The 14688-nt window shown below is 60.2% G+C and carries 9 protein-coding genes; 6 read left to right on the forward strand and 3 right to left on the reverse strand.

Translation table 11 applies throughout. The annotated features are described in order from the left end of the window. Window positions 1-150 precede the first annotated feature (150 nt). The 6 genes from recC (at window position 151) to CFBP1590_RS04440 (ending at window position 11855) form a co-directional block, all read left to right on the forward strand. Complete coding sequence (recC, locus tag CFBP1590_RS04415; RefSeq protein WP_088234539.1) at window positions 151-3627, forward strand: exodeoxyribonuclease V subunit gamma; 3477 nt, start codon at window positions 151-153, stop codon at window positions 3625-3627. Beyond that, window positions 3624-7316, forward strand: a complete 3693-nt coding sequence (recB, locus tag CFBP1590_RS04420) for an exodeoxyribonuclease V subunit beta (protein ID WP_088234540.1) — start codon at window positions 3624-3626, stop codon at window positions 7314-7316. Before recC ends, recB begins: the two co-directional genes overlap by 4 nt. Then, on the forward strand, window positions 7313-9406 hold the full coding sequence (gene recD, locus CFBP1590_RS04425; RefSeq protein ID WP_088234541.1) for an exodeoxyribonuclease V subunit alpha: 2094 nt from the start codon (window positions 7313-7315) through the stop codon (window positions 9404-9406). The genes recB and recD overlap by 4 nt, the downstream gene beginning before the upstream one ends. A 182-nt stretch (window positions 9407-9588) precedes the next feature. Continuing rightward, the gene (locus CFBP1590_RS04430) at window positions 9589-10227 is read left to right on the forward strand and encodes a cysteine hydrolase family protein (protein WP_088234542.1); all 639 of its coding nucleotides are present in this window, start codon (window positions 9589-9591) and stop codon (window positions 10225-10227) included. 226 nt (window positions 10228-10453) lie between these two features. Beyond that, entirely contained in the window at window positions 10454-11467 is a 1014-nt protein-coding gene (locus CFBP1590_RS04435; protein WP_088234543.1) for an isopenicillin N synthase family dioxygenase, read from the forward strand. 1 nt (window position 11468) lies between these two features. Further along, entirely contained in the window at window positions 11469-11855 is a 387-nt protein-coding gene (locus CFBP1590_RS04440; RefSeq protein WP_088234544.1) for a VOC family protein, read from the forward strand. Window positions 11856-11927: 72 nt separating this feature from the next. On the opposite strand, the gene CFBP1590_RS04445 is transcribed toward CFBP1590_RS04440, so the two are convergent. The 3 genes from CFBP1590_RS04445 to CFBP1590_RS04455 form a co-directional block, all read right to left on the reverse strand. Then, window positions 11928-12347, reverse strand: a complete 420-nt coding sequence (locus tag CFBP1590_RS04445) for a hypothetical protein (protein ID WP_088234545.1) — start codon at window positions 12345-12347, stop codon at window positions 11928-11930. After that, entirely contained in the window at window positions 12334-13494 is a 1161-nt protein-coding gene (locus CFBP1590_RS04450; RefSeq protein ID WP_088234546.1) for a polymorphic toxin type 44 domain-containing protein, read from the reverse strand. Before CFBP1590_RS04450 ends, CFBP1590_RS04445 begins: the two co-directional genes overlap by 14 nt. A gap of 171 nt (window positions 13495-13665) precedes the next feature. Then, a complete protein-coding gene (locus tag CFBP1590_RS04455) occupies window positions 13666-14637 on the reverse strand; it encodes a LysR family transcriptional regulator (protein ID WP_058432655.1) in 972 nt (323 codons plus the stop codon). Window positions 14638-14688: the final 51 nt, after the last annotated feature.

The following is a 14688-nucleotide window of genomic DNA, read 5'->3' on the forward strand; positions in this document are numbered from 1 at the left end:
ACGCGGTGAGGGGTTTTGTCTTTGTGGCGTCTGCAAAAGTCCCACGACGCTCGCCAGCCATCTCTGCGTTCAACTTGTGTGTGGCAATCCAGTGCGCTTGCCCTTATGGTTTGGCCTCAGGTTTCACTCGTTATCGTCAAGGAAGCAAGCATGCCCGTTACAACCTCGCTGAGCGCTGGTTTCATGGTGGTTCATGGCAACCGCCTGGATGAGCTGCGCAGTCTGGTTGTTTCCTGGATGAGGCGTTATCCGCTGGCACCACTGGAGAACGAGATTGCGCTGGTACAGAGCAACGGCATCGCCCAGTGGCTGAAGCTGGCTCTGGCCGAAGATGCTCAGGACGAAGATCTCGGCGGATGCGGCATCGCCGCTGCCATCGACGTCCAGTTACCCGGCAGTTTCATGTGGAAGCTCTACCGGACAGTCTTGGGTCGAGATGAAATCCCCGAGACTTCCCTGCTCGACAAAGGCCCGCTGACCTGGCGCCTCATGCGCCTGCTGCCCGAGCTCATCAATCAGCCTCACTTCGAACCCTTGCAGCGCTTTCTCACGACCGACACTGATCTGCGCAAGCGCTATCAATTGTCTGAGCGTCTGTCTGACTTATTTGACCAATATCAGGTGTATCGCGCCGACTGGCTGGAAGACTGGGCAGCCGGACGTCATCAGTTGCGCAACGTGAGAGGTGAGCCCAAGCCGCTGACCGCTTCCAACTGCTGGCAGGCGGAGTTGTGGCGAGCACTGCTGCATGACGTCGGGGCAGAAGGCATGGCGCAAAGCCGTGCAGGCGTGCATCAGCGTTTCATCGAGCGCATCAGCACGCTGACTGAAGCCCCCGCCGGACTGCCAGCACGTGTCATCGTATTCGGTATTTCGTCACTGCCCGCGCAGGCGCTCGAAGCGCTCGCCGGACTGGCCCGTTTCAGTCAGGTTCTGCTCTGCGTCCACAACCCATGCCGCCATCACTGGGCCGATATCGTTGCCGATAAGGACCTGTTGCGTCATCAGTACAAGCGTCAGGCTCGTAAGACCGGCATGCCGATGGTGCTCGACCCCGAGGCCCTCCACCAGCACGCGCATCCCTTGCTCGCAGCATGGGGCAAGCAGGGTCGCGACTACATCAATCTGCTCGACAGCCATGACGACCCGCGTAGCTATCGTGCCTCGTTCAAGGACGAGCGCATCGACCTGTTCAGCGAAAGCGAACCCAGGAACATACTCAATCAGTTGCAGGATGACATCCTTGAGCTGCGTCCTCTGGATGAAACGCGGGAGCTCTGGCCCGCCGTAGACGCTTTGAAGGATCGCTCCATCCGCTTTCATGTCGCCCACAGCGCGCAACGGGAAGTCGAAGTGCTGCATGATCAGCTCCTGGCCCGTTTCAGTCGTGATCCCGAGTTGCGTCCGCGTGATGTGATCGTCATGGTTCCGGACATCGACAGCTACGCGCCGCACATTCGCGCTGTCTTCGGCCAGATAGAGCGCGATGATCGTCGCTTCATTCCTTTCACGCTGGCAGACCAGGGGCAACGTGGCCGCGAGCCTTTGCTGATCGCTGTTGAACACCTGCTGAAACTGCCCGACAGCCGCTTTCCGGTCAGCGAAATTCTTGACCTGCTCGACGTCCCGGCGCTGCGCGCGCGCTTCCGGATTCAGGAGCGTGACCTGCCGACCCTGCATCGCTGGATCGAAGGCGCAGGCATCCGCTGGGGGCTGAACGCACCTCAACGTGCAGGGCTGGGTTTGCCGGATGCGCTGGAGCAGAACAGCTGGCACTTCGGCCTGCGCCGCATGTTGCTCGGCTATGCAGTCGGTGCCGGTGCTGCCTACGAAGGTATCGAGCCTTACGATGAAATCGGAGGGCTGGACGCCGCGTTGATCGGCCCGCTGGTGGCCCTGATCGATGCGCTGGAGGCCGCTCATGGCGAACTCTCGAAACCGGCCACCCCGACGCAATGGGGGGCTCGTCTGCAAGCTGTCCTGCAACTCTTCTTTGCCGCCGACAGCGAGCACGACGATTATCTGCTCGCCCAACTCGAAACCCTGCGCGAGAACTGGCTGGAGACCTGCGAAACCGTCGGCCTCATAGACGAGCTGCCTTTGACGGTCGTTCGCGAAGCCTGGCTGGCCGGGCTCGACCAGGGTCGGCTGTCCCAGCGCTTTCTGGCAGGCTCGGTCAACTTCTGCACGCTGATGCCCATGCGCGCGATTCCGTTCAAAGTGGTCTGCCTGCTGGGCATGAACGATGGTGATTACCCGCGTGCCCAGCCGCCGCTGGACTTCGACCTGATGGGCAGTGACTACCGCCCCGGCGACCGTTCGCGACGTGAAGACGACCGCTATCTCCTGCTGGAGGCGCTGCTATCCGCTAGGGATCAGCTTTACATCAGTTGGGTCGGCCGTAGCATTCGTGACAACAGTGATCGGCCCGCATCGGTGCTGATCGGTCAACTGCGTGATCATCTGGCCAGCGGCTGGAAGCTGGCCGGTGAGCCAGATACAACCGGCAAGCTCGATGAGGGAGAACGGCTGCTGAAAGCGTTGACGCTGGAACATCCGTTGCAACCTTTCAGCGCCCATTATTTTCATGAAGGCACCGGCTACTTCAGCTTCGCCCGCGAATGGCGATTGCTGCACGAGACGGGGCTCGAGATGCCTGTATCACCGGGGCTAACTCCTCATGAGCAGGAAGAGCCGTTGACCATTGCCCAACTGCAGGACTTTCTGCGCAACCCCGTGAAGCACTTTTTCAGTCAACGTCTGAAGATCTACTTCGAAGTGGCCGAAGCCCCGCTGGCCGATGAAGAACCCTTCGTGCTCGACGCGCTAGAGCGTTACGGACTCAGCGACAGTCTGCTCAACGCCGCCATGGCGCAGCCTGACGACATCGACAACGCCCTCCAGGCACAAGCGCTCAAGTTGCAGGCCAGCGGTCTGCTGCCACTGGCAGGTTTCGGCACCTGCATGCAGCAGGAGTTGATCGAGCCGCTGCCCGATGTACTCAGGCGTTATCAGGAGCTGTTGACGCTATGGCCCGAGCCGCTAAGCAGTGCGCTGCCAATCAGCTTCAGCCATGGCGGTGTGAGCATCGACGGCTGGCTGGGCGGACTGCACCGCAATGCGCGAGGCGAGTTGTTGCTGGTCACGGCGATTCCCAACAGCATCGGCTCGAAGAAAACCCGCAAGTGGCATCGGCTGATCCGGCCGTGGGTCAATCATCTGGTGGCGTGTGCCTGTGAGCTGCCATTGAGCACCGCACTGGTGGCCAGCGATGAAACCCTGATGCTGGCTCCACTGGAAAAGGATGCCGCTGTCATAACCCTCAATCACCTGTTGATGGCCTGGCTGCGCGGTATGCAGCAACCGTTGCCGGTGGCCGTGAAAACTGCATTCGCCTGGCTGGGACAACCCTTGGACAAGGCCGAGGCCGTCGCTCGTAAAGCCTATGAAGGCGACGGCCAGACCACCGATGGCGAGCGCCGGGAAAGCACGGCGCTGGCCCGCCAGTACCCGGACTTCGATGCCTTGATGGACAGCGAAGAATTCGTCGGCTGGTGCGAAACGCTGTACAAGCCGATCTACGACGCCTCGTGGCAATCGCTCTCCAGCCCGGAGGCCAGTGCATGACCGACATGACGCTTCCCCTGGCCCTGCGTTTCCCGTTGCGCGGCAGTCAACTGATCGAAGCCAGCGCCGGCACCGGCAAGACCTTCACCATCTCGGCGCTGTACCTGCGCCTGGTGCTGGGGCACGGTGACGAATCCTCAGGCTTCGGCCGCGAACTGCTGCCGCCACAAATACTGGTGGTGACCTTTACCGACGCCGCGACCAAAGAATTGCGCGACCGGATTCGTACCCGACTCGCCGAGGCTGCGCGATTCTTCCGTGACGAAATCGACGCGCCCGATGATCTGATTGCCGAGCTGCGTGAGCAATTCAGCGCCGAGCTCTGGCCGAGTTGCGCCAACCGCCTGGACATCGCCGCACAGTGGATGGACGAGGCTGCGGTCTCGACGATCCACAGTTGGTGTCAGCGCATGTTGCGCGAGCACGCCTTCGACAGTGGCAGTCTGTTCACCCAGACCCTGGAAACCGATCACAGCGATCTGCTCGGCGAAGTGCTGCGCGACTACTGGCGTCGGTTCTGCTACCCCATGAGCGGCGACGCGCTGACCTGGGTGCGCGAGAATTGGAGCGGTCCTGCGGCGCTGTTGCCCCGCGTGCGCGGCCTGTTCGGACGTGAGCGCAACATCGGCACTCAAGAGCCTGCCGAGTTGATTGCCGCGTCCCTTTTGGAGCGTCGCAAAGCGCTGGCCGCGCTGAAGGCACCCTGGACCGTCTGGACCGCTGAACTGCAGGCGATCTGTATGGACGGCGTGGCCCGCAAGATTGTCGACGGCCGCAAGATGCAGGAGCGCTACTTCAGGCCCTGGTTCGAAAAACTGGCCGACTGGGCCGCTGACGAAGCGGTGGAGGCGCTGGACCTGGGCACCGGTTTCACCCGACTGACGCCCGACGGTATCGCCGAGGCATGGAAAAGCGATGCGCCTTCGCACCCGGCCTTCGAGGCAATGCTCGAACTCAAGGCGGCGCTCGATGGCCTGCCGAAGCCTGACGCCGCCGTGTTGCAACACGCTGCGCAGTGGGTCAGCGCGCGTTTTGAAGAAGAGAAGCGTCGCCGCGCGGAAATGGGCTTCGACGACATGCTGCTCCGGCTCGACAGCGCCTTGCACAGCGCAGGCGGCGAGCGGCTGGCGACCCTGATCCGCGAACAGTTTCCCGTCGCACTGATTGACGAATTCCAAGACACCGACCCGGTGCAGTACCGCATCTTCGAGAGCATCTATCGTCTCGAAGACAACGACGAGCAGACCGGCCTGTTTCTGATTGGCGACCCCAAGCAGGCGATCTACGCGTTCCGGGGAGCCGATATCTACACCTACCTGCGTGCGCGTCAGGCGACGTCGGGCCGCTGGCACACGCTGGACACCAACTACCGCTCCAGCCATGCGATGGTCGCGTCGGTCAACCATGTGTTCGAACGCGCCGAGTTGCGTCCGGAAGGACGCGGGGCGTTTCTGTTTCGGGAAGGCGAAAATAATCCCGTGCCGTTCTCCAGAGCACTGGCCCAAGGCCGCAAGGAGACGCTGCAGGTGGACGGCGCATCGCTCGCGGCATTGACGGTCTGGCATCTGGAAAGCGATCAACCGGTATCCGGCGTCACTTATCGCCAACAACTGGCGGCCAGTTGCGCGAGTGAAATCGTGCGACTGCTCAATGCCGGTCAGCAAGGTCGCGCCGGGTTCGCCGCGCCAGACAAGGTGCTGCGTGGCCTGCGTCCCGCCGACATTGCGATTCTGGTGCGTGACGGTAAGGAAGCACAGGCCGTGCGCAATGAGCTTTCGGCGCGGGGCGTGCGCAGCGTTTATCTGTCGGACAAGGACTCGGTGTTCGCCGCGCAGGAGGCCCACGATCTGCTGTCGTGGCTCAAGGCCTGTGCCGAGCCCGATTCGGAGCGCACGCTGCGGGCTGCGCTGGCCTGCATCACCCTCGACCTGCCGCTGGCCGAGCTGGAACGCCTGAATCAGGACGAACTGGCCTGGGAGCGGCGGGTCATGCAGTTCCGTGGCTATCGCGCCATCTGGCGCACCCAGGGCGTGCTGCCGATGCTGCGTCGCCTGCTGCATGACTTCGCCTTGCCACAGACCCTCATGACGCGAACTGACGGCGAGCGTGTGCTGACCAATATTTTGCACCTGTCCGAACTGCTGCAACAGGCCGCAGCCGAACTCGATGGCGAACAGGCCCTGATTCGTCACCTTGGCGATCATCTGGCGCTGTCCGGTCAGGCGGGTGAAGAGCAGATACTGCGGCTGGAAAGCGACGAGCAACTGGTCAAGGTTGTGACCATTCACAAGTCCAAGGGCTTGCAGTATCCGCTGGTGTTCCTGCCGTTCATCTGTTCTTCCAAGCCAGTGGATGGCAGCCGCCTGCCGCTGCAATTTCATGATGCCGAGGGCAACGCGCAGATCAGTCTGCAGCCCACCGAAGCGTTGATTCAGCAGTCGGACGACGAGCGCCTGGCCGAAGACCTGCGTCTGCTCTACGTCGCCCTGACCCGTTCGGAACACGCCTGCTGGCTGGGCGTCGCCGACCTCAAACGCGGCAACGCCAACAGCTCGATGCTGCACCGTTCGGCGCTGGGCTATCTGCTGGGCGGCGGTGCGGTGCTTGGCGAGTCGGCTGACCTGAAAGTCTGGCTGCGGGATCTGCATGCGGGCTGCGAGGCCATTGCGCTGCAGCCGGTGCCCGAGCCGACCACAGACAGCTTCAGCGCGCCGCGCAATGAAGCTTCGCTGCTCAAGCCGCTGGTGCCCAAACGGCGTGCTGCCGAAAACTGGTGGATCGCCTCGTACAGCGCGTTGCGCATCGGCGACACGATCACCGCCGGTGCCGACCAGTCTCCGGACAGCCCACAGGCGCAGAAACTGTTCGATGACGAACGTCTGGACCCCGAAGCGCCTCGCGACGTGCCGGCCAGCGGCGGTGACATCCATCGCTTTCCTCGCGGCCCTAACCCCGGCACCTTTCTGCACGGTCTGTTGGAATGGGCGGGCAACGAGGGTTTTGCGCAGACCGCCAACGACCCTGAAAGACTTGAAGATGCCGTCGCCCGACGTTGTAACCGTCGCGGCTGGGAAGGCTGGATCAACACCCTGCGTGACTGGCTGCAGCATGTGCTGAACATGCCGATGCGCCTGTCGCCGTATGCCATGCCGGTGGCGTTGGGCGAACTGGATCAACCTAATCAATATCGCGTCGAGATGGAGTTCTGGTTCGCCAGCAATCAGGTCGACGTCAGGCAGATGGATGCCCTCGTGCGCCGTTTCACTCACGACAACGCGCCACGCGCTGCCACCGAAACCGTCTCGCTCAACGGCATGTTCAAAGGCTTCATCGACCTGACGTTCGAGCATGAAGGGCGCTATTACGTGGCTGACTACAAGTCCAATTGGCTGGGGGCGGACGAGACTGCTTACACCGAGCTGGCGATGGAAGCCTCGATTCTCGACAACCGCTATGACCTGCAATACGTGCTCTACCTGCTGGCCTTGCACCGACAGCTCAAGGCGCGGCTGGTCGATTACGACTATGACCAGCACATGGGCGGCGCGCTGTACCTGTTCCTGCGCGGCGCGCATGCGTCCACTCAGGGCGCTTATTTTACCCGGCCGCCGCGCGAGCTGATCGAAAGCCTGGACCTGCTGTTTCAGGGCAAACCGTTACCGCAGGAACTGTCAGGAGCCTTCGCATGACTCGCTCGTTCGAAGAACTGTTGCCCACGGCGCTGAATGACGTCAGCCTCGCGGACCTGAGCCCGCTGACCCGTGTTCAGGATCTGCTGATCCTGCTGGAACGCTGGGTCGAGCGTGGCTGGTTGCGCGCACTGGACCGCGCCTTCGTGGCGTTCCTCAGTGACCTCGATCCCCAGGCCGATCCGCTGGTGCTGGTCGCGGCCGCGCTGACCAGCCATCAACTGGGGCACGGCCACGTGTGTCTCGACCTTTACGAAACGCTGAAAGAACCCGATTTCGCCCTGTCACTGCCGCCGGAAGGCGACCTGCAAAGCGCACCGATGCTGTTGCCTTCGCAGTTGCTGGCGTCGCTGGACGGTGCTGCGTGGTGCCAGGCGCTGGCGGACAGCACTCTGGTGGCTCGGGCAGGAGACTCCAGCGTCGAGGCGCTGCAGAAGCCCTTGGTGCTGTCGGATCGACGCCTGTACCTGCGCCGCTACTGGACTTACGAGCGTCGGATCGCGGCGGCATTGCGTCAGCGTCTGGCGCAGGACGAAGCGCCGCCGTCAGATCTGGCGCAGCGTCTCGACACCTTGTTCGGCGCGGCCAACCCTGCGCCGGATGCAGTCATCGACTGGCAGAAACTGGCCTGCGCACTGGCCACACGTCGGGCGTTCAGCATCATCACCGGCGGACCCGGCACCGGTAAAACTACGACCGTGGTGCGCCTGCTCGCGCTACTGCAAGCGCCTGCGGTGCAGAGCGGCCAGCCGCTGCGCATTCGTCTCGCGGCACCGACCGGCAAGGCCGCTGCGCGACTCACCGAATCCATCAGCCAACAGGTGCAGAGTCTGGATGTCAGCGCCGAGGTGCGGCAGAAGATTCCGGCCGAAGTCACCACGGTTCACCGCTTGCTGGGCAGTCGTCCCGGTACGCGGCACTTCCGTCATCACGCAGGCAACCCGCTGCCGCTGGACGTGCTGGTGGTCGATGAAGCATCGATGATCGACCTGGAAATGATGGCCAACCTGCTTGACGCCTTGCCGCCACATGCGCGCATGGTCCTGCTGGGCGACAAGGATCAGTTGGCCTCTGTTGAAGCGGGCGCTGTGCTCGGCGACCTGTGTCGCGACGCTGAAGAAGGTTTCTACAGCCCTGAAACCCAGGCCTGGCTGGAAGCTGTCAGCGGCGAGCAATTGGACAAGGGCGGTCTGCGCCAGGGCGATGCGCACCAGCACCCGCTGGCGCAACAAGTGGTGATGCTGCGTCACTCGCGCCGTTTCGGGCAGGGCAGCGGCATCGGGAAATTGGCGCGACTGGTCAACCAACAACAGGACCAACAGGCGCGGGCGCTGCTGGCGGCAGGCAGTCACAGTGACGTTTTCGCACTGGCGCTGAAAGGCGAGCAGGACCTCAAGTTCGAACGCCTTGTGCTCGACGGTCTCGGCAAAGGTGAGCAGGGACCGCAAGGCTATCGGCATTACCTGAACGTGTTGGCCAATGAACGCCCGGCACAAGGTTCGACCCTCGACGACCCATGCTGGACGCTGTGGGCACGCTCCGTTCTGGAAGCCTTCGATTCGTTTCAACTGCTCTGCGCGGTCCGCAAAGGTCCGTGGGGCGTTGAGGGGTTGAACCAGCGCATTACTCACGCGCTGTTCAACGCCAACCTGATCGAAAGCGAGCAGCAGTGGTACGAAGGTCGCCCCGTACTCATGACCCACAATGACTACGGCCTTGGCCTGATGAACGGCGACATCGGCATCACCCTTCGCCTGCCGGAACGTGAAGGCGAAGACAAACAGGTCCTGCGCGTGGCGTTCCCGCGCAACGATGGCAGCGGCGGCGTGCGTTTCGTCCTGCCGAGCCGACTCAACGAAGTCGAAACCGTCTACGCCATGACCGTCCACAAATCCCAGGGCTCCGAATTCGCCCACACCGCGCTGATTCTCCCGGAAGCCCTGAACCCGGTGCTGACCAAGGAACTGATCTACACCGGCATCACCCGCGCCAAACACTGGTTCAGCCTGATAGAGCCACGCCAGGGCGTGTTCGAAGAAGCGCTGCGGCGCAAGGTGAAGCGGCTGAGCGGATTGATGTTGGGGCTTTGATGCTGGCTCGTGGTGTAGCGCCGAACCTGCGGGATGCACGCTTTTTTGTAGGAGGCGCCACCACGTCTTCGACGTAGCGCGACGGCGGTCTCTACGTGTCGTTCATCACGACTCACGCCCGACAGCACGCTTATTGCTAGGTAAGTCTCTCCAGCCAGTCAGGCTCAACCGAGATGAATCCAATGAGCAAACCTCTGGTTCAGTGGTCGATCAACCCACGCAGAACGGCGGTCATCGTCGTCGACATGCAAAAGGTCTTTTGTGAGCCCACAGGTGCGCTGTACGTAAAAAATACAGCTTACATTGTCCAGCCCATCCAGCGGCTGCTGGAGGCCGCACGCGCGGGTGGGGTGATGGTGGTTTATCTGCGCCACATCGTGCGCGGTGATGGTTCGGACACCGGACGTATGCGTGATTTATACCCCAACGTGGATCAGATCCTTGCGCGGCATGACCCGGACGTTGAGGTTATCGAAGCGCTCGCGCCTCAATCGGGTGATGTGATTATCGACAAGCTGTTCTACAGCGGTTTCCACAACACCGACCTGGACACCGTGCTGCGTGCGCGGGATGTGGACACGCTCATCGTCTGCGGCACGGTCACCAATGTGTGTTGCGAAACCACCATCAGGGACGGCGTGCATCGCGAGTACAAGGTCATCGCCCTGAGCGACGCGAATGCTGCGATGGACTACCCGGACGTCGGGTTCGGAGCTGTTTCGGCTGAAGAGGTTCAGCGCATATCGCTGACGACGATTGCCTATGAGTTCGGTGAAGTCACCACGACTGCCGACGTCATTCAGCGTATCGAAAGTACTTAGAGAGCGTAGACAAGAGCGTGCTCAATTCTGGCCCGTTTTTCGTTATTGCGCCTTCAAACCATGCACTCCGTTTCAGACCATTTGATCCGGTCCGAGTGCATGAAAAGCTAACGTTTTGTATGCGTTATGAATTTCTCCAGTGGCATGGTTTCTGCTCTCGCCTCGTTGACCTTCACCCCTGAAGGCGAGCCTTTTCCGAAACCTGTCAGCGAGAGGAATCAGCCACATGACTCTGCACTATGTGCCCATCGTTAACCTGGCCCCGTATTTTTCAGGAGAACCGGACGGCAAGGCAGCCGTGGCGCAGGCAGTCAATCAGGCGTGCAAGGACATAGGTTTTCTGGTGATCACCGAACACCAGATTCCCGGCGAGCTGATAGACAGGGTCTCGCGTCTGACCCGGCAGTTCTTCGATTTGCCATTGGCCGAAAAGCGCAAGGTTGACCGACCCAGCCCGGAGATGGTGCGTGGTTACAGCGCGATTGCCGAGGAGAGCCTGTCGTATTCGCTGGAAGAAAGTGCACCGGGCGACCTCAAGGAGTCTTTTTCCATCGGGCCGAGCAACGTGCCGGATGAGGATTACTACCACAACGGCGAAGCGGGTTCGCACTTCGCCCCCAACGTTTGGCCTTCGCAAGAACTGCTGCCTGGATTCAAAGAGGCTTATCAAGCCTACTTCGACGCCATGAGTGAACTGGCTCAATCATTGATGCGCCTGTTTGCCCTGGCACTGGAACTGGACGAGCGCTTTTTCGACGACAGGATTGACCGGCATATCAGCATGTTCCGCAGCCTCAGTTACCCGGACATCAAGACTGAAGTCGAGGCAGGGCAATTACGCGCCAGCGCGCATACCGACTACGGCAGCCTGACCATCGTTCGTCCCGACAACGCACTGGGCGGTCTGCAAGTGCGCAATAAAAAAGGCGAGTGGGTCGATGTGCCGTATGTCGAGAATGGTTTTGTCGTCAACATTGGCGACCTGATGATGCAGTGGACCAACGACCAGTGGATTTCCACGCTGCATCGAGTGGTCAACCCGCCGATGACCAGCGAGCACGACAACCGGCGTCAGTCGCTGGTGTTCTTCCATCAGCCCAACTACGACACCTTGATCGAGTGTCTGCCTGGCTGCCTGCCGTCTGGCGCCACGCCTCGGCATGCGCCGGTCACATCGGGCGATCACTTGCTGTCCAAGTTCGTCAAACAGACCACCTTTGGCGGCAGTAAGGTGGCCTGACATGAACTCACTGTCTTACGTCAACGTGTTCGCCCAGGACATCATTCGCCTGAGCACCTTCTACTCGGACCTGTTCGGCTTCCCCGAAATCGAAGCAATCAGATCGCCGATCTTCCGCGGACTGGACACAGGCAAGTCCAGCATTGGCTTCAATGCGCTTGATGCGTATGAGCTGCTGGGCCTCAACGAGTTCGCAGGCAGCACCGGATGCAAGTTCCTGCTCAACATTGATGTGTCGGAACAGACCGAAGTGGACCGGCTGGTGCCGCTGGCGGTAGATCTGGGCGCCATATTGATAAAGGCACCGTATCTGACGTATTACAACTGGTATCAGGCCGTGCTGCTGGACCCGGAGCAGAACGTTTTCAGGATCAACTTTATGCTTTGAAACGGCGTTGCCTTATGTCCTGATGACGAACTCGATAACTCATTACGACAATCTGGAGGTTCCCATTTTGTCTTATGGGCGGAAAGGGTCTGGTCTCCCAGAACACTGTTTCAGACGAGCAATTACGTCGGGCGCCGTTTCGGCTGTGTCGATCCTGCCGCTATCATCCAGATAGATGTCTATCGTACTTCCCCATTCAGGTGTGATGTCGATGCACCGCTTGAAACCCTTGTCAGTCCACCAATCGAACATCATGAAGAAGTCCTCATCAGGGAATATGTGGCTGAACTCAACGGCTGAACCGCCGTGCCTGATATCACCCCTGTGGATTCTGTCCTGAGTGTTCCAAACGTATCGAAACTCTTCCTTGCTATTCGGAGAGAAGTTGACCGCTACGACCGGGGAAGCAAAATACCAAAAAGCCACAGGAAGGATGAAGAACAGAAGAATTATCCAGCGGCCATACCGGATCCTGGGTTTATTGACAGACATGTATTTGGACCCCTTTACCCCATGCCTGGGGCGGTACTGCAAGCACTTCGTCCATGATCATCCTGGCCGTGATGCCTCCGTTGGGATGTTGTTGATAGAGCTTCACCCCAATACTAATGGATATTCGGTCGGGAGCATCATCCCAGGCTCTCAGACCCTCGACATCACCGGAGCGGTTCGGACCGGGTAGCTCCCACTGAGCCTTGGGCTTTGTAAAAACCTCCTCGACCTTCCGGCCGGCGTCTGAAATTATCTGCTCGGCTCCTGCCCCATCCGAGAGGACGCTTTCGGAAAGCCCCCCGGCCATGCCTACATATCCGTAATGGACGTTGGACCAGATGTCATAAAAATAATCGTACTGACCTTGTTTGTGCCAGACACCACCCATTGTTCGACGAATGATCGGCTTGTGATCCCACGGGCGATTTTGACCCACTCGTTCTGTCCAGATGGCAAACGCCTTTACTTGCATACCGGCCGCCATGCTGTAGAAATCCGGGCCGGGACCAAGGCGCAAGTAAAATGGAAGCGCCTCATACTCCTTCATCTTTGCGGCAGCATCGAAGCTATTGAGTTCTCTCATCTGCCGAACTTCCGGGCTGTTGATGTTGGTGTTGATCTCGCCAGCAATGTAGGTCGCCAACTCTTCCATCCTATCTGGATCTTTGCAGGCGGCAGGTTCCACTTTTGGCTCAGGTTTCGTCTCCGGCTCCTTACTGGCTGCCTCGTCATCAATCAAAGCATCCGCCGCCAAGGCTTTTTCCTTGAGCTTGGGATCAGCCAACAAGGTCGCCATCTTTTCATCGTCCAAAGAGCCATCTGGCCGGAAGGCCCCCAGCGCCATGAAGTCAATGATCGTTGCACCGCCAGCGTCCACCGTGACGAATCCACCACCGACGTCGATTGAGCCCGTGATGATTGTCCCGCCGTGACTGGTAGGGCTTCCCAGGTGAGCCATAGGACGACCATTCACCAGAATGGAAGGAAACCCAGCAGTAAGTACCGCGCCGCACCCGCAGGTATCACCGACACGGGCGGAGCCCATAAAATTGATATTGACGTCACTTGATGCCGAGGCAACAGGTGTTATGCCGTGACCGGGCATGGGGCAGAGGTGTTTGTCACCCAGCCGGGCAGAAGAAATCATGAATCATCCTTGCGTCTTTCGTTCCTTGGGACATAAAGCCAGGCTTCAGCTGACTCGCGGCAGGCTACCGCGAGCGAATGGATGAGTCAGTAGGACGAGTCCTAATCATGATTGGGCTGACGGCAAATCTGAATGGCAGTTTAAAACCGGTTGCACACGCTGCGTCCTGCCTTATTTGTTGCTGCCTTTGGAGGCTTGGTCTGCAAACCGGAGCCCCTGCGTTTTGCCCAATAACACGTCCCGATTCATCTCCGTCACTTCCCGTACGTAATCCCACAACACCGTAATCCGCTTCAACTTGCGCAAGTCCTCTCGGCAGTACATCCAGAACTGCCGAACGATCTCTACTTCATCCTCCAGCACCGGCACCAGCCGTGGATCCTGCGACGCCAGAAAGCACGGCAGGATTGCCAGGGCGCGGCCTTGCAGGGCGGCGGTGTATTGGGCGATGACGCTGGTGCTGCGCAGTTGCGCCTGGGCGTTGGGCAGCAGGTTGCTGAGGTAGAGCAGTTCGGAGCTGAAGGCCAGGTCGTCGACGTAGCTGATGAACGGGTGCTGGCTCAGGTCTTCCTTGCGCTGGATCGGCGGGTGGTTGTCCAGATAGTCCTGCGTGGCGTACAGGCGCAGGCTGTAGTCGCAGAGTTTGCAGCACACGTATGGCCCGTGTTCGGGGCGCTCGAGGGCGATGACGATGTCGGCTTCGCGTTTGGACAGGCTGATGAAGTGCGGCAGCGGCAGGATGTCGACCGAGATGCTGGGGTAGGCGTCGAGGAAGTGGCTCAGTTGCGGCGTGATGAAGAAGCTGCCGAAGCCTTCGGTGCAGCCGATGCGGATGTGCCCGGACAGCGCCACGCTTGAGCCGGACACCTGTTCGCAGGCCAGGTGCAGCGTGCTTTCGATGGACTCGGCGTAACCCAGCAGGCGCTGACCTTCGGCGGTCATGATGAAGCCGTTGTTGCGGGACTTTTCGAACAGCAGTGTGCCGAGCGAGTTTTCCAGCGAGGTGATGCGTCGCGACACGGTGGTGTAGTCCACCGCCAGACGTTTTGCGGCGCTGCTGACTTTGCGGGTGCGTGCCACTTCAAGGAAAAACTTCAGGTCATCCCAGTTCAACAGCCCCAGGGATGTGATGTTTTTTTGCATGTTGAGCCTGCTTTTATGTGCGTTCTTGTTAGAAGTTTGCACACCTATACT

Source organism: Pseudomonas viridiflava (assembly GCF_900184295.1).
Taxonomy (GTDB): domain Bacteria; phylum Pseudomonadota; class Gammaproteobacteria; order Pseudomonadales; family Pseudomonadaceae; genus Aquipseudomonas; species Aquipseudomonas viridiflava.

What these genes read in the sequence shown, in the direction of transcription:
- recC (WP_088234539.1), top strand. Translation starts at nt 151, where the DNA reads ATGCCCGTTACAACCTCGCTGAGCGCTGGTTTCATGGTGGTTCATGGC.
- recB (WP_088234540.1), top strand. Translation starts at nt 3,624, where the DNA reads ATGACCGACATGACGCTTCCCCTGGCCCTGCGTTTCCCGTTGCGCGGC.
- recD (WP_088234541.1), top strand. Translation starts at nt 7,313, where the DNA reads ATGACTCGCTCGTTCGAAGAACTGTTGCCCACGGCGCTGAATGACGTC.
- CFBP1590_RS04430 (WP_088234542.1), top strand. Translation starts at nt 9,589, where the DNA reads ATGAGCAAACCTCTGGTTCAGTGGTCGATCAACCCACGCAGAACGGCG.
- CFBP1590_RS04435 (WP_088234543.1), top strand. Translation starts at nt 10,454, where the DNA reads ATGACTCTGCACTATGTGCCCATCGTTAACCTGGCCCCGTATTTTTCA.
- CFBP1590_RS04440 (WP_088234544.1), top strand. Translation starts at nt 11,469, where the DNA reads ATGAACTCACTGTCTTACGTCAACGTGTTCGCCCAGGACATCATTCGC.
- CFBP1590_RS04445 (WP_088234545.1), bottom strand. Translation starts at nt 12,347, where the DNA reads ATGTCTGTCAATAAACCCAGGATCCGGTATGGCCGCTGGATAATTCTT.
- CFBP1590_RS04450 (WP_088234546.1), bottom strand. Translation starts at nt 13,494, where the DNA reads ATGATTTCTTCTGCCCGGCTGGGTGACAAACACCTCTGCCCCATGCCC.
- CFBP1590_RS04455 (WP_058432655.1), bottom strand. Translation starts at nt 14,637, where the DNA reads ATGCAAAAAAACATCACATCCCTGGGGCTGTTGAACTGGGATGACCTG.